Here is a 21864-nt window from a genome sequence, read left to right on the forward strand (position 1 = left end):
GGATTCCTCAGACGGACTGTTCGGCAAGGGTGACGGCGCGGAACATCGCGCGACGCTTGTTGAGGGTCTCTTCCCACTCCGCCGCCGGCTGGGAGTCGGCGACGATGCCGCCGCCCGCCTGCACGTGCAGTTCGCCGTCCTTGATCACCGCGGTGCGGATGGCGATGGCGGTGTCCATGTTGCCGTTCCAGGCCAGGTAACCCACGGCGCCGCCGTAGATGCCGCGCTTGACCGGTTCCAGTTCGTCGATGATCTCCATGGCGCGGATCTTCGGCGCCCCGGAAAGGGTGCCGGCCGGCAGGATGGCGCGCAGGGCGTCCATGGCGGAGAGCTCGGGCTTGAGCCGGCCGGTGACGTTGCTGACGATGTGCATCACGTTGGAATAACGCTCGATGACCATCTTCTCGGTCAGGGTCACGCTGCCGGTGGTGGAGACCCGGCCCACGTCGTTGCGGCCCAGGTCGATCAGCATCAGGTGCTCGGCCAGCTCCTTGGCATCGGCCAGCAGGTCGCGCTCGAGCGCCAGATCGGCTTCTTCGGTGGCACCACGTGGACGGGTCCCGGCGATGGGGCGCACGGTGATCTCGCCGTCTTCCACCCGCACCAGAACCTCGGGCGAACTGCCCACCACATGGAAGTCGCCGAAGTTGAAGAAATACATGTAGGGCGTGGGGTTGAAGCAGCGCAGCGCCCGATAGAGGTCGATGGGCGCAGCCTGGAAATCGATGGTCATGCGCTGCGAGGGCACCACCTGCATGCAGTCGCCGGCCAGGATGTAGTCCTTGATCCGCTCTACGGCGTTTTCATAGTCGGCACGGCTGTAGCTGGAGCGGAAGGCCGGTTCGCTGCCGCTGCCTACCGCGGCGAAGTCCAGGCCCAGGCGCGGGGCGATGGGCTGGCGAATGCGCCCGCGCAGCGCCGCGAGTCGGGCCTGGCCCTGCTCATAGGCGTTCGGCTGGCTCGGATCGACGAGCACGATGCAGTGCAGCTTGCCGGCCAGGTTGTCGAAGACCACAACTTCGTCCGAGACCATCAGCAGGATGTCCGGGGTGCCCAGCGGATCGGGATTGGGACTGGCGCCCAGGCGCTTCTCGACATAGCGCACGCAGTCATAGCCGAAGTAGCCCACCAAGCCGCCATCGAACTTGGGCAGATTGGGCACCACCGGCACGCGATAGCGGGCCTTGAAGGCCTCGACGAAGGCCAGCGGATCCTCGACGGTGGCCGCCTCGAGCTCTCGCTCGCCCTCGTGCACCGTGACCTCGTACCCGCGGGCACGCAGCAGGGTCCGGCAGGGCAAGCCGATGATCGAATAGCGGCCCCATTTCTCACCGCCCTGCACCGACTCCAGCAGATAGGAGTTGGGCGCATCGGCCAGCTTGAGATAGAGGGACAGCGGGGTGTCAAAGTCGGCCAGGGTTTCGAAGGCCAGGGGAATGCGGTTATAGCCTTGAGCGGCCAGGCGCAGGAAGTCGTCGCGGGTCATGATCAGCCTCGTGGCGAGGAAAACGAAAGGTCGGGTGCACAGCGTGCCGGTCTGATACCGGCAGGGACGAAATCAGGCGCGCCAGCGCCAACGGGCCAGGGCCTTGATGACTTTCATCCATGCTCGCGAGGAGCCTGTGCGGGTGACCACCACGATGCGATCTCTTGCTCTTGGGGCGGGGGTTGAAGGGCCACGTTAGCCTAGCCGGCGCGGCATGGCAACCGGCCGGCCACTTCGGCGGCTAGATGAACAGTTCGCGCAGATCGTCGACGACCAGATCCGGCTGCTCGCTGGCGATGGGCTCGCCATGGTTGTAGCCGTAGCTCAGGGCCACGCAGCGCACCCCGGCGGCCCGGGCGGCGCGGATGTCGTTGCGCGAATCGCCGATGAACAGGGCCTGGCCGGCCGCTACCCCCGCCTGCTGCATGACCCACAGCAGGCCCGCCGGATCGGGCTTCTGCTGCGGCAGGGTATCGCCGCCGACGATCCAGTCGAAGTCGCCCAGCCCCATGTCGGCCAAGAGCGGCGCGACGAAGCGTTCCGGCTTGTTGGTGATCACCGCCAGGCGCACGCCCAGGGTGCGCAGCAGCGCCAGGCTGTCCAGCACGCCGGGATAGACGCGGGTCAGGGCGTGACTGCCGCCATAGAGCGCCATGAACAGCGCCAGGGCCTCGTCGGCGGCGGCATCGTCCACCGCGTCATGCCGCATGTCATCCGCCAGTGCCCGGCGTACCAGTACCCGGGCGCCATTGCCGATCCACAGCCGCACCTTGTCCAGTCCCGCCGGCGCGCGGCCCAGGCGTTCAAGCATGGCATCCACCGCGGCGGCCAGGTCCGGCGCCGAATCCAGCAGGGTGCCGTCGAGGTCGAACATCACCAGGGCGGGCGGATGCCCGCCACCGAGGCGTACCAGGGCGCTCATACCGAGCGGGCCTTGGCCAGTTCGGCGCGCATCGCCTGGATCACCGCGGCATAGTCGGGCTGGCCGAAGATGGCCGAGCCGGCGACGAAGGTATCGGCCCCGGCACGGGCGATCTCGCCGATGTTCTTGACGTTGACCCCGCCATCGATCTCCAGGCGGATCGGCCGGCCCGAGGCGTCGATCAGGGCGCGTGCCTCGCGCAGCTTGTCGAGGGTGCCGGGAATGAATTTCTGGCCGCCGAAGCCGGGGTTGACGCTCATCAGCAGCACCATGTCGATCTTGTCCATGACGTACTTCAGGGCATCCAGCGAGGTGGCCGGATTGAACACCAGGCCGGCCCGGCAACCGCCGTCCTTGATCAGCTGCAGCGAGCGATCGATGTGCTCGGAGGCCTCGGGGTGGAAGGTGATGTCGGTGGCGCCGGCCTCGATGAAATCGCCGATGATGCGATCCACCGGCTTGACCATCAGGTGCACGTCGATGGGCGCGGTCACCCCGTAGTTGCGCAGCGCCTTGCAGACCATGGGGCCGATGGTGAGATTGGGCACATAGTGGTTGTCCATCACGTCGAAATGGACCATGTCGGCACCGGCGGCGAGGACCTTGTCGACCTCCTCGCCCAGGCGGGCGAAATCGGCGGACAGGATCGAGGGAGCGATGGCGAAGGGTTGCATGGGATAGCCTCGGCGAAGGTTAAGTGGCGGCATTGTAACGGAGATCCGTCTGCGGCTCGGGCGTTCCCGCTGCCCCGACGGGGCGAACGGCGGTAGGCTCGCCAGGGTCAACCGTCCCCCTGTCGAGGATTCCCGTCGATGTCGTCGCCCGCCCTGCTGCCGCTCTGCCTCCTCCTGCTCGGCCTTGCCGCCCCGGTGCCTGCCGAAGAGGCGCCCACCCCGGCACCGGAAACGCCGGCGGCGCCGGCCGCCGTGGCCCCGGCGTTGGAGCGCAGCCAGGAGCAGCAGCAGGCGCTGATGCGGCAACTGCCCGCCGAGCAGCAGAAGACCCTGCAGGCTGGCGACGAATCCTTTCTCACCCTGCTAGTGCCCGCCGCCCGGGCCAAGGCCGCCGGAACGGTGGTGCTGGTGCCGGGCGATGGCGAATCGGCCGACTGGCCCAATGTGGTGGCGCCCGTGCGCCAGCAGTTGCCCACCTTCGGCTGGCAGACCATCAGCCTGAGCCTGCCCGATCCCTATGACCCCGTGGTGGCGATCGAGCGGGACACCGCGCCGGCGGACACCGACGCCCAGGCCAACAGCGAGCAGGCAGCACCGCCGGTGACCGGCGGCAGCGGTACGGCGCCCGCCGCCCCGACCCAGGCCGAAGCCGGCAGCGGCGAACCGGCCCAGGCGGCGGTCGCACCGGTGGATCCCGAAGCCGCGGCCAATGCCCAGGCCACCCGGGTACTGGCGCGCATCGCCGCCGGCATCGACCTGGCGCTGCAACAGGGCGCCAGCCCCATCGTGCTGGTCGGTCACGGCACCGGCGCCTACTGGGCGGCGCGCTATCTGGCGGAAAAGGAACCGGCCGAGGTCAAGCAACTGGTGCTCATCGACGCCCGCGAACCCCAGGGCATGCCGCCGCGGCTGGACGCCACCATGGGCAAGACCGACCTGCAGATCGCCGACCTGGTGCACGCCCCCGGAGCGGCCGCCCAGCGGCGCAAGGAACGCGCGGCGCAAAAGGCCAACAAGGGCTATCGGCAGATCGATCTGCCGGTGATTCCCGGCGACCGGGCCGCCGAGCAGGAACAGACCGTCCGCCGCCTGCGCGCCTGGCTGGATCGGCTGCCACCGGCCGCTAGCGGAAGCCCCGCCGCGTCTTGATCACCTGGTAGGCGGCATGCAGCTCGGCGGTGCGCTGGGCAGCGGCATAGACCGCCGACTGGCCGGCCCCGGCGCCGGCCTTCTTGTCGGGGTGATGGCGCGAGAGCAGCCGCCGATAGGCCTGCTTGACCGTAGCGGCGTCGGCGTCATCGGTGACGCCGAGCAACTGCAGCGCCTTGCGATACTTCTCTTCATTGCTGGGCTGGCGTGGCGCCGTCTGTACCGGCGGCTGCAAGGCAAGCACCTGGGCTTCGGCCAGGCCCATCGCCTGGCCCCAGCCGAGGATCTCGTCGCGATCGCCGGGGCGCACGCTGCCGCTGATCCAGACCATGCGCCAGCAGGCGCGCAGGATGCCTTCGCTGCGCTCGCTGAGGCGCTGCAGATCGGCCGTCGACGGCAGGGTGCCACCCTTGCCCTGCTCGAAGGCGGCGATGGCCTTCTTGCGGTCGTCGGCGCCCAGCCCCAGACGTTCGATCTCGCCTTCGGCCTGGCGGATGTGGGCGGTCAGCACCCGCCCGCCGCGCTTGGCCAGCCGGCCGAGCATCTGGAATTGCGCCTGGTGCTCGAAGCGCCCGGGGCGCCCCTGCCAGCGCGCCTTCCAGCCCGCCAGGGAGGTCAGCCCCAGTTGCCGCTCGCCGGCATGAGCGAGCAGCGCCACCAGCAGCGCACCGGGAATGCTGGCCACCGCCCAGCCGGCCAGGAAACCCAGCAGCGTCAGCGGCCAGAACCAGATCTTCAAGAAGCCGCCTCGAACAGCCGCTCCGCTTCCGCCAGCCGCTCGAGGGTACCGACGTCCACCCAGCGACCGTCCAGTCGCTGGCCCGAGACCTGCCCGGCGGCAATGGCCGGCCGCAGCACGTCCACCAGCTTGAAGGCTCCGGCCGTGCAACTGGCGAACAGGTGCGGATGAAGCACGGCGATGCCGCTGTAGGTGAGCTTCTCCGGGGCGTCCAGGGTGATCCGCCCGTCCACCAGGCCGAAGTCGCCGCTCGGGTGATGCAGCGGATTGTCGACCAGCACCAGATGCGCCAGGCAACCGGCCGGCAGGGTCAGGCTGCCAAAGACGAAGTCGGTACGGATGTCGCCGTTGACCAGCACGAAGGGCGCGCTGCCCAACAGCGGTAACGCACGGAAGATGCCGCCTCCGGTCTCCAGCGGCTCACCCTCGGGGGAGAAGCGGATGGCGACCCCCAGCGGACTGCCATCGCCCAGGGCGGCTTCCAGCTGGGCGCCCAGCCAGGCGTGATTGATCACCAGCTCGGTGATGCCCGCCGCCGCCAGGGCCCGGATGTGGTGCTCGATCAGCGGCCGGCCGTTCACCTCGATCAGCGGCTTGGGCAGGCTCAGCGTCAGGGGTCGCATCCGCTCGCCCTTGCCCGCCGCCAGGATCATGGCCTTCATGCCTCGGCCCGCTCGGCATGCAGCTCGTCGAGCAAGGCGCCGAGGCCGGCCAGCTCGGGGCGGCGTGCCACCACGGTACGGATATAGGCGATAAAGCGCGGGGTGTCGGCGACATAGCGCGGCTTGCCGTCGCGGTGCCAGATGCGGGCGAAGATGCCCATTACCTTGAGATGGCGCTGCACGCCCATCAGGTCCGAGGCCCGCTGGAAATCGGCGAACTCGGCCTGCACCGGAATGCCGGCGGCGCGGGCCTGCTCCCAGTAGCCCAGCAGCCAGCGCTGCACCAGCGGCTCCGGCCAGCTGAGGAAGGCGTCCTTGAACAGGCTGGTGATGTCATAGGTCACCGGGCCGATGACCGCATCCTGGAAGTCCAGCACCCCCGGATTGGGCGTGCTGAGCATCAGGTTGCGCGGCATGAAGTCCCGATGGACTAGCACCTGGGGTTGCGCCAGGGCGTTGTCGATCAGCACCTCGCAGATGGCCTGCCAGCGATCGAGCTGGCTGGCGCTCAAGGTCGTGTCCAGCTCGCGGCCCACGTACCACTCCGGAAACAGACTCAACTCGCGGGCGAGCAGAGCCCTGTCGTAGAGCGGCAGGCTGCCGTTCGTCGGCTGCCTGCCCTGAAAAGCCAGCAAGGCGTCGATGGCCGCCTGGAAATAATCGTCGGCATTGGCCGCATTGATCACCTCCAAGTAGGTCAGGGTGCCGAGGTCGCTCAGCAGCAGGAATCCCCGCTCCAGATCCTCGGCCAGGATGCGCGGCACATGGACCCCGGCGGCGGCCAGCAGCGCGGCCACCTGGATGAACGGACGGCAGTCCTCCTGTGGCGGCGGCGCATCCATCACGATCAAGCTGCGGCCCTCGCCCGCCCAGCGGAAATAACGGCGAAAGCTGGCATCGCTGCTGGCCGCGGTCAGGCTGCCCACGGGCACCTCACCCCAGGCCTGCTCCCGGAAAATTTCCGGTAGAACGGTGGTCAGCCAGTCTTCTATCTGGTTTAAGCGAACATCTTCAGTCATTTACAGCGGATCCCCCGGCCCTAGCCGATGCGCAGGTCATGTTTTATTATCCGCTATCTTTTTGAGCCCATCGAGAGGCCGCGGCCCCTTAATGGCCGGCGTGCAGGACGACTTTAAGGATGGCCGTGAAAACCCCCGCGTTTCGCAGAAAATTCCCCCTCTTGGTAACCGGCAGCCTGCTCGCCATGCAGCCCGTCACCGCCCTTATCGCCGCACCCGCCGAGCAGTTCAGCTGCAGTGCCGGCGCCGGTGGTGGCTGGTCGTGCAACACCCAGGCACCGACCGCGGCCATCCCGCCCCGTCCCAGCAAGGGCGAGACCCAGGGCGTCGCCGCCGAGCCGGCCGCACGCAAGGGCGACGATGCCGTGCTGGTGACCGAGAGCAAGGGTCGTGCCCTCAAGTCCCGCAGCGCCGACTACAGCCACCTGGACTGGGTCCCGCGCGATCAGCTGACCCCGGCCCAGCTGGCCGAGACCGGCCCCTACTGCAGTGGCGCCTATGTCGAGCCGCAGCGCCCGGGCATGTACGACGACACCCCGACGTCCAAGGCCCCGACCTACGTCTCGGCCAAGGCCTCGCGCTACGAGCAGGAGCAGCAGGTCGCCACCCTGGCCGGCGACGTGGTACTGCGGCAGGGCGGCATGCAGGTGGAATCCCAGGAAGCCAACCTGCACCAGCTGGAGAATCGCGGCGAGCTCAAGGGCAACGTCAAATTCCGCGACAATGGCCTGCTGATGGTCGGCGACAAGGCCGATCTGCAGCTGGACAACGGCCAGGTCCAGGTCGACAACGCCGAATTCGTCATGCACCAGAGCCGCGCCCGCGGCAGCGCGCTCTATGCCAAGCGTGGCGACGACGCCATCATCCGCCTCAAGGATGGCACCTACACCACCTGCGAACCGGGCAGCAACGCCTGGCAGGTCAAGGGCAACACCGTGACCCTGAACCCGGCCACCGGCCTGGGTTATGCGACCAACGCGACGCTGCGGGTCAAGGACATTCCGGTCCTCTATACGCCCTTCATCTACTTCCCGATCGACGACCGTCGGCAGTCCGGTTTCCTGGCGCCCTCGATCAGCACCTCCAGCGACACCGGCTTCGCGATCACCACGCCCTACTACTTCAACCTGGCGCCCAACTATGACGCCACCCTCTATCCGCGCTACATGGCCAAGCATGGCCTGCAGACCGAGGGTGACTTCCGCTACCTGACCCGCAGCAGCGAAGGCGAGGTCTACGGTTCCTACCTCAAGGACACCGATCCGGAGCACGAGGGCGAACCGGAAGCCACCGACAACCGCTGGCTGTACGGCTGGAAGAACCGCAGCGGCCTGGATTCGCGCCTGATGGCCGAGGTCGACTACACCCGCATCAGCGATCCCTACTACTTCCAGGACCTGGACACCGACCTCGGCATCAACAAGCCGACCTACGTCAACCAGCAGGGCCGCCTGACCTACCGTGGCGACACCTTTGTCGCCGGCCTCAACGCCCAGGCCTACCAGCTGGCCACGGTCTCCGACGTGACGCCCTACAACCGCCTGCCGCAGCTGACCCTGACCGGCGCCCTGCCCTACAACCCGGGCGGCCTGGACTTCACCTACGACACCGAGGCGGTGCGCTTCACCCGCAGCTTCGACGACAACACCTACTTCGACCTGGACGACAACGGCAATCGCACCAACGTGCGCAACCGCCCGGACGTCAATCTCTTCGGCCTGACCCGCGCCGAAGGCAATCGCTACCATGTCGAGCCGGGCATCGCCCGCCCGATGACCGCGTCCTGGGGCTTCCTGACGCCGTCGGTGCGCTATGCCTACACGCGCTACGACCTCGACCTGGACAGCACCGGTCAGAACGACCTGAATTCGCCGCTGGTCGGCGGTGGTCGTCGCGCCTCGGCCGGTTCCAGCGTGACCAGCTTCAACGACAGCCCGACCCGTTCGGTGCCGATCTTCAGTCTCGACAGCGGCCTCTACTTCGACCGCACCTCGAATCTGTTCGGCGAAGGCGGCAAGCAGACCCTGGAACCCCGCGCCAAGTACCTCTATGTACCCTATCGCGACCAAGACGATCTGCCAGTGTTCGATACCGGCGAATACACCTTCAGCTACAGCTCGCTGTGGCGCGACAACCGCTTCACCGGTCGCGACCGCATCGGCGACGCCAACCAGCTGGCCCTGGGTGCCACCAGCCGCTTCATCGAGCCCAACGGCTTCGAGCGCGCCAACGTCAGCTTCGGCCAGCTGTTCTACTTCCGTGACCGCGATGTCCAGCTGCCCGGCCTGACCAAGGACGACCTGGCCTATGCCCGCAGCCTGGGTCAGAACATCGACAATCCCCAGGCCACCACCTCGCGTTCGCCCTATGCCCTGGCTGGCATGTATCGCTTCAACCGCGACTGGCGCGTGAACGGCGAGTTCAACTGGGATCCGACCCTGCACCAGACCGACTCCGGCAGCGTCATGTTCCACTACCAGCCGGAAGCCGAGCCGGGCAAGATCCTCAACGTCGGCTATCGCTATCGTGACAACGTCCGGGTGTTCGATCCGAACTTCGGCCGCTTCACCTACAACAGCGACGACTACAAGGTCGACCAGCACGACATCTCCTTCATCTGGCCGATCGTGCCCCAGTGGTCCGCCATCGCCCGCTGGCAGTTCGACTACAACAAGAGCCGTACCCTGGAAGCCTTCGGTGGCTTCGAGTACGACAACTGCTGCTGGAAGCTGCGCCTGATCAGCCGCTACTGGCTCAAGAGCGAAGACGACGTCTTCTACACCGCCCAGAGCTCCGAAGCCGATCGCGGGATCTTCCTGCAGATCGTGCTCAAGGGACTCGGCAACGTCTTCGGCGGCAAGACCGAAGGCTTCCTGGACAGAGGCATTCAAGGCTATCGTGAACGTGAAGACCAAGCTATGTAACGCCCTGCGCCCGCTCGCCCTGGGCGCGGCGCTCGCCCTCACCCCCCTGGCTCAGGCTGCCGTGGTACCGCTGGACAAGGTCGTGGCCATCGTCGACAACGACGTGGTCATGCAGAGCCAGCTCGATCAGCGACTCAACGAGGTCAAGCAGAACATCACCCGCCGCGGCGCCGCGGCGCCGCCGGAAAGCGAATTGCGCCAGCAGGTGCTCGAGCGGCTGATCCTGGAAGACATCCAGATGCAGCTGGCCGGCCGCATGGGCGTGAAGATCTCCGACGAGGAACTCAATCAGGCCGTCGCCACCATCGCCCAGCGCAATGGCCTGAGCGTGGCCGAATTCCGTCAGGCCCTGGCCCGCGACGGTCTCTCCTACGATGCCGCGCGCGAGCAGGTCCGTCGCGAGATGATGATCAGCCGGGTGCGCCAGCGCCAGGTCGGTCAGCGCGTGCAGGTCACCCAGCAGGAGGTGCAGAACTTCCTCGCCTCGGACCTGGGCAAGCTGCAGCTGTCCGAAGAATACCGGCTGGCCAACATCCTGATCCCGGTGGCCGACAACGCCGGCAATGCCGGTCTCGACGCCGCCGCGCGCCAGGCCCAGGACACCTACAACCAGCTGCGTCAGGGCGCCGACTTCAACCAGCTGGCCATCGCCCGCTCGGCCGGGGACAACGCCCTCGACGGCGGCGAGATCGGCTGGCGCAAGGCTGCCCAACTGCCCCCGCCCTTCGACCGCCTGATCGGCAGTGTCGGCGTCGGTGGCATCACCCAGCCCGTGCGCGTACCTGGCGGCTTCGTGATCCTCAAGGTGGAAGAGAAGCGCGGAGGCGAGGCCAGCATCGTCGACGAGGTGCACGTCCGGCACATCCTGCTCAAGCCCAATGCCGTGCGCAGCGATGCCGAGACCCAGCGTCTGGCCGCGCGCCTGCGCGAGCGCATCCAGAACGGCGAGAGCTTCGCCACCCTGGCCAAGAGCTTCTCGGAAGATCCGGGCTCGGCGCTCAATGGCGGCGACCTGGGCTGGATCAATCCGGAATCCCTGGTCCCGGAATTCCGCGAGGTCATGAACAACTCGCCGGTCAACCAGCTGTCGCAGCCGTTCCGCACCGCCTTCGGCTGGCACATCCTGGAAGTCCTGGGTCGTCGGGCCACCGACAATACCCAGCAGGCCCGCGAGCAGCAGGCGTTGAATCTCCTGCGTAGCCGCAAGTACGACCAGGAGCTGCAGACCTGGTTGCGGCAGATCCGCGACGAAGCCTACGTCGAGATCAAGCAGTAACCCCGAGGCCGCAGGCACCCCCTGCGGCCTTCTTGTTTCCGGAGCCCGCCATGGCCCTGCGCTTCGCCCTGACCCCCGGTGAGCCCGCCGGTATCGGTCCCGACCTTTGTCTGCTGCTGGCCCGCGTGGCCCAGCCCCACGCCCTGATCGCCATCGCCAGCCGCGACCTCCTGGCCGCCCGCGCGCTCGAACTGGGACTCGCCATCGAGCTCATCAAGGTCGCCCCCGCGGCCTGGCCCGACCGCCCGGCACCCGCCGGTGCCCTCTATGTCTGGGACACCCCGCTGGGTGCGCCGGTGGTGACCGGCCAGCTCGACACCGCCAACGCCGCCTATGTCCTGGACACCCTGACGCGCGCCGGCCAGGGCTGCCTCGACGGCACCTTCGCCGGCATGATCACCGCGCCCGTGCACAAGGGCGTGATCAACGACGGGGGCGTGGCCTTTTCCGGCCATACCGAATTCCTCGCCGAACTGACCCACACCCCGCAGGTGGTGATGCTGCTGGCGACCGCCGGCCTGAGAGTGGCCCTGGTCACCACCCACCTGCCGCTGCGCGAAGTGGCCGATGCCATCGACCACCAGACGCTGCTGGACGTGACCCGCATCCTGCATGGCGATCTGCAGCGCTATTTCGGCGTGGCCCGGCCGCGCATCCTGGTCTGCGGTCTCAATCCCCATGCCGGCGAGGGCGGTCATCTGGGCCGGGAAGAGATCGAGATCATCGAGCCGGCGCTGGACAGCCTGCGCGCCGAAGGCCTTGATCTCGTCGGACCGCTGCCCGCCGACACCCTCTTCACCCCCAAGCACCTCGAGCACTGCGATGCCGTCCTGGCCATGTACCACGACCAGGGCCTGCCGGTGCTCAAGCACAAGGGTTTCGGCGCGGCGGTCAACGTGACCCTGGGCCTGCCGATCATCCGCACCTCGGTCGACCATGGCACCGCCCTCGATCTGGCCGGCAGCGGACGCATCGACACCGGCAGTCTGAAGGTGGCCCTGGAGACCGCCTACAGCATGGCGGCCCATCGCCGTTCGGTGACCTGAGCGCTCCGGTGACGGCCAAGGGTCTGCTAAACTGGTGGGTCTTTGCCGTCTTGAAATCGCAGGCCCGCTGCCTGCGCCGGAGCACCTGATGACCGAGCTCTACCAACACCGCGCCCGCAAGAGGTTCGGCCAGAATTTCCTGCACGACGCCGGGGTGATCCATCGCATCCTGCGCGCCATCCACGGGCGACCCGGCGAGCGCCTGCTGGAAATCGGTCCGGGCCAGGGCGCCCTGACCGAGGGCCTGCTCGGCAGCGGTGCCCGGCTCGACGTCATCGAGCTGGATCAGGACCTGATTCCCCTGCTCCGACTCAAGTTCGGCCTCAATCCGCTGTTCACCCTGCACCAGGGTGACGCCATGAAATACGACCTCTCCAGCATCGCCGCCGGCGATCGACTGCGGGTGGTGGGCAATCTGCCCTACAACATCTCCACGCCGCTGATCTTCCACCTGCTCAGCTTCGCCGACATCATCGCCGACATGCACTTCATGCTGCAGAAGGAAGTGGTGGAACGCCTGGCCGCGGTGCCGGGCAATGGCGACTGGGGTCGGTTGTCGATCATGGTGCAATACCACTGCCGCGTGGAGCACCTGTTCAATGTCGGCCCGGGCGCCTTCAATCCGCCGCCCAAGGTGGATTCGGCCATCGTGCGCCTGGTGCCCCATACCGAGCGGCCCCATGTGGCCCGCGATCCGGTCATGCTGGAGCGCGTCGTCCGCGAGGCCTTCGGCCAGCGCCGCAAGACCCTCAGGAACACCCTCAAGGGTACCCTGGACAGCGCCGCCATCGAGGCCGCCGACGTCGATCCGGGGCTGCGCCCCGAGCAGCTGGACCTGGCCGCCTATGTGCGCCTGGCCAACCAGCTGGCGTCCAGCTGAAGCCTTTCCACCCGCCTCCGCAGAGAATTCTCCCGTGACCGAGCCCGATCCGCGCTATCTCATCACCGTGCAGGTCACCACCCGCTACCTGCCCGAGCAATCCAGTGCCAGCCAGGAGCGCTACGCCTTCGCCTACGACGTGAGCATCCGCAACGACGGCCAGTTGCCGGCGCAGCTGCTCAGCCGTCATTGGATCATCACCGATGGCAACGGCGAGGCGCAGGAAGTGCGCGGGCCGGGCGTGGTGGGCGAGCAGCCGCTGATCGCCCCAGGCGCAACCCACAGCTACTCCAGCGGCACCCTGATGCCGACCCAGGTCGGCAGCATGAGGGGCAGCTACCAGATGGTCGCCAGCGATGGCCATCTCTTCGAAGCCGCCATCCCCACCTTCCGCCTGGCCGTACCCGGCTCGCTGCACTAGGAGTCCCGATGACGCTGTACGCCGTTGGCGATCTGCAAGGTTGCCTCGACCCGCTCAAATGCCTCCTCGACGAGGTCCGCTTCGATCCCGCGCAGGACCGCCTCTGGCTGGTAGGGGATCTGGTCAACCGCGGACCTCAGTCCCTGGAAACCCTGAGATACCTGTACGCGATGCGCGATTCGCTGGTCAGCGTCCTGGGCAACCACGACCTGCACCTGCTGGCGGTGGCCCTGGGCGGCGCCCGGCTGAAGAAACAGGACACCCTGAGCGACATCCTCGCCGCCCCCGATCGCGACGAATTGCTGCTTTGGCTGCGCCATCTGCCGCTGATCCAGCACGATGCGGAGCGCAATTATGTGCTGGTCCACGCTGGGCTGCCACCGCAGTGGACGCTGGGTCAGGCGCTGAGTCTGGCCGGCGAAGTCGAAGCCGTGCTGCGCGATGACCAGGCCCATGTGCCCTTTCTCGAGCAGATGTATGGCAACGAGCCGGCGCTCTGGCAAGATGATCTCCAAGGCCAGGAACGCCTGCGCCTGATCACCAACTACCTGACGCGCATGAGATTCTGCAGCGCCGAAGGTCGTCTGGAATTCAAGAGCAAGGAAGGCCTGGACAGCGCACCGGCCGGCTTCGCCCCCTGGTTCAGCCATGAGCACCGGCTGACCCGCAACGTGCGCATCCTGTTCGGCCACTGGGCCGCGCTCAAGGGTCGCTGCGCGGCGCCCAATGTCGAGGCCCTCGACAGCGGCTGCGTCTGGGGCGGCGACATGACCCTGCTCGACGTCGACGGCAACCGCCGTCATCTCTGTAGTTGCAAGGAGAAGAAATGAGCGAATTCACCTGTATCTCCCCCGAGCGGGCCCTGGAGCTGCGCAGCCAGGGCGCCCAGATCGTCGACATCCGCGATCCGCACAGCTACGCCTCCCTGCACGTCGCCGGGGCGCAGCGGCTCGACAACCAGAACATCCACGACTTCATCGCCGCCGCCGATCTGGACGCGCCGCTGCTGGTGTTCTGCTACCACGGTCACTCCAGCCAGAGTGCGGCCGCCTTCCTGGCCGGCCAGGGCTTCAGCCAGGTCTACAGCGTCGACGGCGGCTTCGAAAACTGGCGCACCCGCTATCCCGACGAGACCGCCAGCGGCCAGGCCTGAGCGGGCCTCTAGCACAGCCGATTGACGCTGTCGTTACAAGAATAAACCGAATTGGCTCTTCCACATCTCGCAGATAGGACTATTCTGGAATCAGGCCCTCCGGAAACGGCGGGCTCGATAACCGGCTTTGGACCATCGGTGTAACCACTGGAGATTCGGGGGAATTCCAGGGGGACCGTTTCCATCGGTCTCCTTCGTGCGTCTCTCGAAACCCAACCCTATTCTGCAGGCGTGTAAGGATCGATTAGGCAAGACGACCGCGAAGGTATTAGAGACGTTATCTTTCGTCGCCCGGCATGACCGCTCCCCACCGGCAGCAAGGCAAGGCTCCAGGCATCGATTCCAAGCTGGTCCAGGGTATCCAGCGAGGAGACGTCATGAGCATTTTCAGTCACTTCCAGGGGCGTTTTGAAGCGACTCGCCAGGAAGAGTATTCCCTTCAGGAATACCTTGAGATCTGCAAGAAGGATCGTACCGCCTTTGCCAGTGCCGCCGAGCGCATGCTCATGGCCATCGGCGAACCCGAACTGGTGGACACCACCAGTGATTCACGCCTGTCGCGCATCTTTTCCAACAAGGTCATCCGCCGCTATCCGGCCTTTGCCGACTTCCATGGCATGGAAGACTGCATCGAGCAGATCGTGTCCTACTTCCGCCATGCGGCGCAGGGATTGGAAGAGAAGAAGCAGATCCTCTATCTGCTCGGCCCGGTGGGCGGCGGCAAGTCGTCCCTCGCGGAGAAACTCAAGCACCTGATCGAGAAGATACCCTTCTACGCCATCAAGGGCTCGCCGGTATTCGAATCGCCCCTCGGGCTGTTCAATCCCGACGAAGACGGCCAGATCCTCGAAGAGGACTACGGCATCCCCCGTCATTACCTGCGCAGCATCATGTCGCCCTGGGCGGCCAAGCGCCTGCAGGAATTCGGCGGCGACATCAGCAAGTTCCGGGTGGTCAAGCTCTACCCCTCCATCCTCAACCAGATCGCCATCGCCAAGACCGAACCGGGCGACGAGAACAACCAGGACATCTCCGCGCTGGTAGGCAAGGTGGACATCCGCAAGCTGGAGGAATACCCGCAGAACGATGCGGACGCCTACAGCTATTCCGGCGCCCTGTGCCGGGCTAACCAGGGCCTGATGGAATTCGTGGAGATGTTCAAGGCCCCGATCAAGGTCCTGCACCCTTTGCTGACCGCGACCCAGGAAGGCAACTACAACAGCACCGAAGGCCTCGGCGCCCTGCCCTACAGCGGCATCATCCTGGCCCACTCCAACGAATCCGAGTGGCACACCTTCCGCAACAACAAGAACAACGAGGCCTTCATCGACCGGATCTACATCGTCAAGGTGCCCTACTGCCTGCGCGTCTCCGACGAGATCCACATCTACGACAAGCTCTTGGTCAACAGCTCCCTGGCCAGCGCCCATTGCGCGCCGGATACCCTGAAGATGCTGGCCCAGTTCTCGGTGCTCTCGCGCCTCAAGGAACCGGAAAACTCCAACATCTATTCGAAGATGCGCGTCTATGACGGCGAGAATCTCAAGGACACCGATCCCAAGGCCAAGTCGATCCAGGAATACCGCGACAGCGCCGGCGTCGACGAGGGCATGAACGGCCTCTCGACCCGCTTCGCCTTCAAGATCCTCTCGCGGGTGTTCAACTTCGACGCCAACGAGATCGCGGCCAACCCGGTGCACCTGCTCTATGTGCTGGAGCAGCAGATCGAAGCCGAGCAATTCCCGGCCGAGACCCGCGAGCGCTACATGAGATTCATCAAGGAATACCTGGCGCCGCGCTACGTGGAATTCATCGGCAAGGAGATCCAGACCGCCTACCTCGAGTCCTACAGCGAATACGGCCAGAACATCTTCGACCGCTATGTGCTCTATGCCGACTTCTGGATCCAGGACCAGGAATACCGCGATCCGGAAACCGGCGAGATCCTCAATCGCGCCTCCCTCAACGAGGAACTGGAAAAGATCGAGAAACCGGCCGGCATCAGCAATCCGAAGGATTTCCGCAACGAGATCGTCAACTTCGTGTTGCGCGCCCGTGCCAACAATAACGGCAAGAATCCGAGCTGGCTGTCCTACGAGAAGCTGCGTGCGGTGATCGAGAAGAAGATGTTCTCCAACACCGAGGAGTTGCTGCCGGTCATCAGCTTCAATGCCAAGGCCAGCAAGGAAGACCAGCAGAAGCACAGCGACTTCGTGACCCGCATGGTCCAGCGCGGGTACACCGAGAAGCAGGTGCGACTGCTGTCCGAGTGGTATTCACGGGTGCGCAAGTCGCAGTAAGGCAGCCTGAGGCTGAACCCGCGACGACGCGCCTGCCGCGTCGTCGTGGCGTCCTGCAATAGCCCGGAGGGCCTGTATGAGTTATGTCATCGACCGGCGTCTAAACGGCAAGAACAAGAGCACGGTGAACCGCACGCGTTTCCTGCGGCGTTATCGTGAGCACATCAAGAAGGCGGTCGAGGAAGCCGTGAGTCGGCGCTCCATCACCGACATGGAGCACGGCGAGCAGATCAGCATTCCTGCCCGCGACATCGACGAACCCGCGCTGTACCAGGGCAAGGGCGGACGCCAGACCATCGTCCACCCGGGCAACAAGGAATTCATCAGCGGCGAACGCATCCCGCGCCCCCAGGGCGGCGGCGGTGGTCAGGGCCAGGGCAAGGCCAGCAACAGCGGCGAAGGCATGGACGAATTCGCCTTCCAGATCACCCAGGACGAATTCCTCGACTTCATGTTCGAGGATCTGGAGCTGCCCAACCTGGTCAAGAAGCAGCTGACCGGCACCGACACCTTCAAGACGGTCCGCGCCGGCATCAGCAACGAGGGCAACCCCGCCCGCATCAACATCATCCGCACCCTGCGTGCCTCCCATGCCCGGCGCATCGCCCTCTCCGGCGGCAGCCGCAACAAGCTGCGCGAAGCCAAGGCCGAACTGGCGCGGCTGCGGGTGGAAGAGCCCGACAACCTCGGTGACATCCAGGCGCTGGAGGCCGAGATCGAGCGGTTGCGCGCACGTATCGACAAGGTGCCCTTCCTCGACACCTTCGACCTCAAGTACAACCTGCTCTCCAAGCAGCCCAGCCCCAGCTCCAAGGCGGTGATGTTCTGCCTGATGGACGTCTCCGGCTCCATGACCCAGGCGACCAAGGACATCGCCAAGCGCTTCTACATCCTGCTCTACCTCTTTCTCAAGAGAAACTACGAGCGCATCGAGGTGGTGTTCATCCGCCACCACACCAGCGCCAAGGAAGTGGACGAGGAAGAGTTCTTCTACTCCCGCGAAACCGGCGGCACCATCGTCTCCAGCGCCCTCAAGCTGATGCAGGAAGTCATGGCCGCGCGCTATCCGGTCAACGAATGGAATCTCTATGCCGCCCAGGCTTCCGACGGCGACAACTGGAACGACGACTCGCCCATCTGCCGGGAGATCCTGACCAAGCAGATCCTGCCGTTCATGCAGTACTACACCTATGTGGAAATCACCCCGCGCGAGCACCAGGCGCTGTGGTACGAATACGAGAACGTCCGGGGCAGCTTCCCGGATTCCTTCTCGCAGCAGCAGATCGTCTCGGCGGGGGATATCTATCCCGTGTTCCGCGAACTGTTCCAGCGGAGACTCGTGTCATGAAACGTGAGCCCATCTCCACCGGCTCGGAATGGACCTTCGAGCTGATCCAGACCTATGACCGGGAGATCGCCCGGATCGCCAAGCGCTATGCGCTGGACACCTATCCCAACCAGATCGAGGTGATCACCGCCGAGCAGATGATGGACGCCTACGCTTCCGTCGGCATGCCCATCGGCTACAACCACTGGTCCTATGGCAAGCACTTCCTCCATACCGAGAAGCACTACAGCCGCGGCCAGATGGGGCTGGCCTACGAGATCGTGATCAACTCCGATCCCTGCATCGCCTACCTCATGGAAGAGAACACCATGACCATGCAGGCGCTGGTGATCGCCCATGCATGCTATGGCCACAACAGTTTCTTCAAGGGCAACTACCTGTTCCGCACCTGGACCGATGCCAGCTCCATCATCGACTACCTGGTGTTCGCCAAGCAGTACATCACCCAGTGCGAGGAACGCCATGGCATCGATGCCGTGGAAGAACTGCTGGATTCCTGCCATGCGCTGATGAACTACGGGGTGGACCGCTACAAGCGGCCCTATCCCATTTCCGCCGCCGAGGAACGCCAGCGGCAGAAGGAGCGCGAAGAGCAGCTGCAGCGCCAGGTCAACGACCTCTGGCGGACCATTCCCAAGATGGCCGGCAAGGAAGCCCACGACGAAGGGGCGCGCTTCCCCAGTGAACCTCAGGAAAACATCCTCTATTTCGTGGAAAAGCACGCGCCGCTGCTGGAGCCCTGGCAGCGCGAAGTGATCCGCATCGTGCGCAAGATCGCCCAGTACTTCTATCCCCAGCGCCAGACCCAGGTGATGAACGAGGGCTGGGCCACCTTCTGGCACTACACCCTGCTCAACGATCTCTACGACGAGGGCCTGGTCACCGAAGGCTTCATGTTCGAATTCCTGCAATCCCACGCCGGGGTGATCTACCAGCCGGGCTTCGACAGCCCCTATTACAGCGGTATCAACCCCTACACCCTGGGCTTCGCCATGTTCCGCGACATCCGCCGCATCTGCGAGGACCCCACGGACGAAGACCGCCGCTGGTTCCCTGAGATCGCCGGCAGCGACTGGCTGGCCACCGTCACCTTCGCCATGAAGAGCTTCAAGGACGAGAGCTTCATCCTGCAGTATCTCTCGCCCAAGGTGATCCGCGACCTCAAGCTGTTCAGCATCCTCGATGACGACCAGCGCGACGAACTGGAGGTGGCGGCCATCCACGACGACGGCGGTTATCGGCTGATCCGCGAGCAACTCGCCGCTCAGTACAACCTGGGCAATCGCGAGCCCAATGTGCAGATCTGGAACGTGGACCGGCGTGGCGATCGTTCGCTCACCCTTCGCCACTTCCAGCATGACCGCAAGCCGCTGGGCAACTCCACCGACGAGGTGCTCAAGCACCTGCACCGACTCTGGGGTTTCGATATCCGCCTGGAAAGCATGAGGGGCGACGACGTGGCCCAGAGCTTCCAGGTTCCACCCCGCCACGAGAGCCGCGATCACGACCGGCGTCTGGATCTGGCTTCGCCGATCTGAGTCGAGCCGATCTTTCGGGCTATCCTAGACCTCCGCAAGGAGGTCTTTTTCTATGCAAATCTACAAGGTGGGCGGTGCCGTACGGGATCGCCTGCTCGGTCGCCCGGTAACGGAGGTCGACTGGGTCGTGGTGGGTGCCACCGCCGAAGCCCTCGCTGCCCAGGGCTATCGCCCGGTGGGCGCCGACTTCCCGGTGTTCCTGCATCCCCAGACCGGCGAGGAATACGCCCTGGCCCGCACCGAACGCAAGAGCGGGCGTGGCTACGGCGGCTTCACCTTTCACGCCGCGCCCGATGTCACCCTGGAGCAGGATCTGATCCGCCGCGATCTGACCGTTAACGCCATGGCCGAAGACGACCACGGCCAGGTCATAGATCCCTATGGCGGGCGCGCGGATCTCCAGGCGCGCCTGTTGCGCCACGTCTCTCCCGCCTTCGCCGAGGATCCGCTGCGCGTGCTACGGGTCGCCCGCTTCGCCGCCCGCTATTGCAGCCTGGGTTTTCAGGTGGCGCCCGAGACGCTGCTGCTGATGCAGGACATGGTCGCCAGTGGCGAGCTGGATGCCCTGACCGCCGAGCGACTGTGGAAGGAAATCTCCCGCGCCCTGCTCGAAGAGCGACCCGATGTCTTCATTCGGGTGCTGCACGACTGCGGCGCCCTGGCCGCGCTGCTGCCGGAGGTGGCTGCCGGCTTCGCCGGCGAGCAGCCCGAGCCGGGTGCCCGGATCTATGCCATCCTGCGCCAGAGCGCCGAGGTCCAGGCCTCGCTGAACGTGCGCTGGGCCTGCCTGCTGCTGGACGTACCGGCAGAGCAGCACGCCGCCCTCAACGCCCGCCTCAAGGTGCCACGTGATCCCGCCGAGCTGGCCTTGCTGCTGGCGCGCCACTGGCCCACGGCGCTGCAGGCCCGACAGCTGACCCCGGAGGCCTGGTTCGAGCTGCTGCAGGGCTTCGACGTGCTGCGCCGCCCGGCGCGCTTCGAGGAGTTCCTCCAGGCCTGCGCCTGTGCCGCAGCGGTCAGGCCCGCCGAGGGCGAGCCACCGCTGGCGCTGCTGCGTCAGGCGGCCGAGGTAGTGCGCGGGGTCGCGGTCCAGCCGCTGGTCGCCCAGGGCTTCAAGGGTGCCGCCCTGGGCGAGGCCCTCAAGCAAGCCCGCATCGAGGCCCTGGCGCAGCTTTCGTAGGTTGGCGCTGAGCACAGCGCAGCTCTTCCCCAGCGACCCTCACCCCAACCCTCTCCCTGAGGGAGAGGGGGTTGTCCGAGCGAAGCGAAGCCTGTGCTAGAGCCGTAGCGTGGAAAACGGCGCAGCCTTTTCCACTGGGGAGCCTTCGCGAGGCGTGCCCTCACCCCAGCCCTCTCCCAAAGGGAGAGGGGGAAGAGCTCCCGTAGGTTGGGTTGAGCACAGCGAAGCCCAACGACCGCCGCGTTACACCCGATCGGCGCCCAGCAACGCGTCTGGCGTCAGTTCCATACCCTTCCAGCTGAAAGCTACCGGTCGCAGCACCTGGGTGGTCTGGCCACGCATCTCCTGCCACAGCTCGTCAAAGCGCCGACCGTTGTCCGGATGCCGTCGTTCGCCGGCCAGCAGGGCCAGTGGCCAGAGCACGAAGGCGTTGCGCAGGATCTCGGCGCGCGGCAGGGTCAGGCCGGCGAACTCGCCGGTCAGGTCGCCGTGCAGCAGGATGTCGATGTCCAGTGGCAGACCCTGGCGATCCGGTGCATAGCGCCCGCTGCGGGTTTCGATGGCCTTGAGTCTCTGACTCAAGGTGGCGGGATCGAGGTCGGTGTCGCCGGCTACGACGAGATTGAAGAAGGGCGCACTGCGGATGCCTACTGCCTCGCTTTCGAACACTGGCGAGCAGTGCAGATCGGTCAGCAGCTCGGCGAGTTCGTCCAGGGCCATGCCCAGGTGCTGCTCGCGCTGGATGTTGCTGCCCAGCCCCAGATAGACCCGGGTCACGCCTGCCCCCGCTCGATCTCCACGCCCACGCCACGGGCGGTCGGTACCGCGCCAGGCTTGGTGATGCGCAGGCGCAGCCAGGGCAGCTTGAATTCCGCCTGCAGCAGGGCGGCCAGGCGCTCGGCGAAGGTCTCGACCAATTCGAAGGCGGTCTCGTGGGCAAAGGCGGTGATGCGCTCGGCCACTGCCGCGTAGTTCAGGGTATGTTCGAGTTCGTCGTTCGCCGCCGCCGCGCGGATGTCCCAGCCCATGGTGAGATCGATGCGCAGGCACTGGCGGATGTCACGCTCCCAGTCGTACACCCCTATCACGGTGTCGACCTCGAGTCCCTCGATGAAAACCTTGTCCACTGCCTTTGCCTCGCACCTTT

19 protein-coding genes and 1 pseudogene are annotated in these 21864 nt (G+C 65.9%); 12 read left to right on the plus strand and 8 right to left on the minus strand.

Annotated elements, in window-relative coordinates:
* Positions 1–7: 7 nt before the first annotated feature.
* The 3 genes and pseudogenes from trpE to rpe form a co-directional block, all read right to left on the minus strand.
* Positions 8–1486, minus strand: coding sequence for an anthranilate synthase component I (trpE, locus tag ACZ5R1_RS20970; protein WP_464712662.1), 1479 nt, complete (start codon positions 1484–1486; stop codon positions 8–10).
* A 72-nt stretch (positions 1487–1558) separates the two neighbouring features.
* Positions 1559–2408 (minus strand): annotated as a pseudogene (locus ACZ5R1_RS20975) (phosphoglycolate phosphatase).
* Positions 2405–3082 (minus strand): ribulose-phosphate 3-epimerase, encoded by a 678-nt coding sequence (gene rpe / locus ACZ5R1_RS20980; RefSeq protein ID WP_027600735.1) that lies wholly within the window; start codon positions 3080–3082, stop codon positions 2405–2407. Before rpe ends, ACZ5R1_RS20975 begins: the two are co-directional and overlap by 4 nt.
* A 138-nt stretch (positions 3083–3220) precedes the next feature.
* On the opposite strand from rpe, the gene ACZ5R1_RS20985 reads away from it, so the two are divergent.
* Positions 3221–4231, plus strand: coding sequence for a DUF3530 family protein (locus tag ACZ5R1_RS20985; protein WP_042138317.1), 1011 nt, complete (start codon positions 3221–3223; stop codon positions 4229–4231).
* On the opposite strand, the gene ACZ5R1_RS20990 is transcribed toward ACZ5R1_RS20985, so the two are convergent.
* Genes ACZ5R1_RS20990 through ACZ5R1_RS21000 form a run of 3 tightly spaced genes read right to left on the minus strand, consistent with a single transcriptional unit; the run spans position 4206 to position 6651 of the window.
* On the minus strand, positions 4206–4970 hold the full coding sequence (locus ACZ5R1_RS20990; protein ID WP_027600733.1) for a DnaJ domain-containing protein: 765 nt from the start codon (positions 4968–4970) through the stop codon (positions 4206–4208). The two genes, ACZ5R1_RS20985 and ACZ5R1_RS20990, sit on opposite strands and share 26 nt — an antisense overlap.
* Positions 4967–5632: an N-acetylmuramate alpha-1-phosphate uridylyltransferase MurU gene (gene murU / locus ACZ5R1_RS20995; RefSeq protein ID WP_027600732.1), complete on the minus strand. Its 666-nt coding sequence runs from the start codon at positions 5630–5632 to the stop codon at positions 4967–4969. Before murU ends, ACZ5R1_RS20990 begins: the two co-directional genes overlap by 4 nt.
* On the minus strand, positions 5629–6651 hold the full coding sequence (locus ACZ5R1_RS21000; RefSeq protein ID WP_042138318.1) for an aminoglycoside phosphotransferase family protein: 1023 nt from the start codon (positions 6649–6651) through the stop codon (positions 5629–5631). The genes murU and ACZ5R1_RS21000 overlap by 4 nt, the downstream gene beginning before the upstream one ends.
* Positions 6652–6770: 119 nt before the next feature.
* Here ACZ5R1_RS21000 and ACZ5R1_RS21005 point away from each other — a divergent pair, with 119 nt between their 5' ends.
* The 11 genes from ACZ5R1_RS21005 (at position 6771) to ACZ5R1_RS21055 (ending at position 20717) form a co-directional block, all read left to right on the plus strand.
* The gene (locus tag ACZ5R1_RS21005) at positions 6771–9575 is read left to right on the plus strand and encodes an LPS-assembly protein LptD (RefSeq protein ID WP_027597519.1); all 2805 of its coding nucleotides are present in this window, start codon (positions 6771–6773) and stop codon (positions 9573–9575) included.
* Positions 9556–10851, plus strand: a complete 1296-nt coding sequence (locus ACZ5R1_RS21010) for a peptidylprolyl isomerase (protein WP_027597518.1) — start codon at positions 9556–9558, stop codon at positions 10849–10851. Before ACZ5R1_RS21005 ends, ACZ5R1_RS21010 begins: the two co-directional genes overlap by 20 nt.
* A 50-nt stretch (positions 10852–10901) precedes the next feature.
* Complete coding sequence (pdxA, locus tag ACZ5R1_RS21015; protein ID WP_027597517.1) at positions 10902–11897, plus strand: 4-hydroxythreonine-4-phosphate dehydrogenase PdxA; 996 nt, start codon at positions 10902–10904, stop codon at positions 11895–11897.
* Between the two features lie 88 nt (positions 11898–11985).
* Positions 11986–12777: a 16S rRNA (adenine(1518)-N(6)/adenine(1519)-N(6))-dimethyltransferase RsmA gene (gene rsmA, locus ACZ5R1_RS21020; RefSeq protein ID WP_042138321.1), complete on the plus strand. Its 792-nt coding sequence runs from the start codon at positions 11986–11988 to the stop codon at positions 12775–12777.
* A 34-nt stretch (positions 12778–12811) separates the two neighbouring features.
* Positions 12812–13198, plus strand: a complete 387-nt coding sequence (gene apaG / locus ACZ5R1_RS21025) for a Co2+/Mg2+ efflux protein ApaG (protein ID WP_042138324.1) — start codon at positions 12812–12814, stop codon at positions 13196–13198.
* An 8-nt stretch (positions 13199–13206) separates the two neighbouring features.
* A complete protein-coding gene (locus ACZ5R1_RS21030; protein WP_042138326.1) occupies positions 13207–14028 on the plus strand; it encodes a symmetrical bis(5'-nucleosyl)-tetraphosphatase in 822 nt (273 codons plus the stop codon).
* Positions 14025–14351, plus strand: coding sequence for a thiosulfate sulfurtransferase GlpE (gene glpE, locus ACZ5R1_RS21035; RefSeq protein ID WP_027597514.1), 327 nt, complete (start codon positions 14025–14027; stop codon positions 14349–14351). The genes ACZ5R1_RS21030 and glpE overlap by 4 nt, the downstream gene beginning before the upstream one ends.
* Positions 14352–14728: 377 nt before the next feature.
* Entirely contained in the window at positions 14729–16651 is a 1923-nt protein-coding gene (locus ACZ5R1_RS21040) for a PrkA family serine protein kinase (protein WP_007159742.1), read from the plus strand.
* A 76-nt stretch (positions 16652–16727) separates the two neighbouring features.
* On the plus strand, positions 16728–17999 hold the full coding sequence (locus tag ACZ5R1_RS21045; RefSeq protein WP_042138328.1) for a YeaH/YhbH family protein: 1272 nt from the start codon (positions 16728–16730) through the stop codon (positions 17997–17999).
* Positions 17996–19537: a SpoVR family protein gene (locus ACZ5R1_RS21050; RefSeq protein ID WP_027597513.1), complete on the plus strand. Its 1542-nt coding sequence runs from the start codon at positions 17996–17998 to the stop codon at positions 19535–19537. Before ACZ5R1_RS21045 ends, ACZ5R1_RS21050 begins: the two co-directional genes overlap by 4 nt.
* 52 nt (positions 19538–19589) lie before the next feature.
* A complete protein-coding gene (locus ACZ5R1_RS21055; protein WP_464712663.1) occupies positions 19590–20717 on the plus strand; it encodes a multifunctional CCA addition/repair protein in 1128 nt (375 codons plus the stop codon).
* A 243-nt stretch (positions 20718–20960) separates the two neighbouring features.
* Here ACZ5R1_RS21055 and folK read toward each other — a convergent pair whose 3' ends face one another.
* Positions 20961–21494 (minus strand): 2-amino-4-hydroxy-6-hydroxymethyldihydropteridine diphosphokinase, encoded by a 534-nt coding sequence (folK, locus tag ACZ5R1_RS21060; RefSeq protein ID WP_077171039.1) that lies wholly within the window; start codon positions 21492–21494, stop codon positions 20961–20963.
* Complete coding sequence (gene folB, locus ACZ5R1_RS21065) at positions 21491–21844, minus strand: dihydroneopterin aldolase (protein WP_007159747.1); 354 nt, start codon at positions 21842–21844, stop codon at positions 21491–21493. Before folB ends, folK begins: the two co-directional genes overlap by 4 nt.
* Positions 21845–21864 lie beyond the last annotated feature (20 nt).

This window comes from Pseudomonas sp. Pso3 (assembly GCF_055393275.1).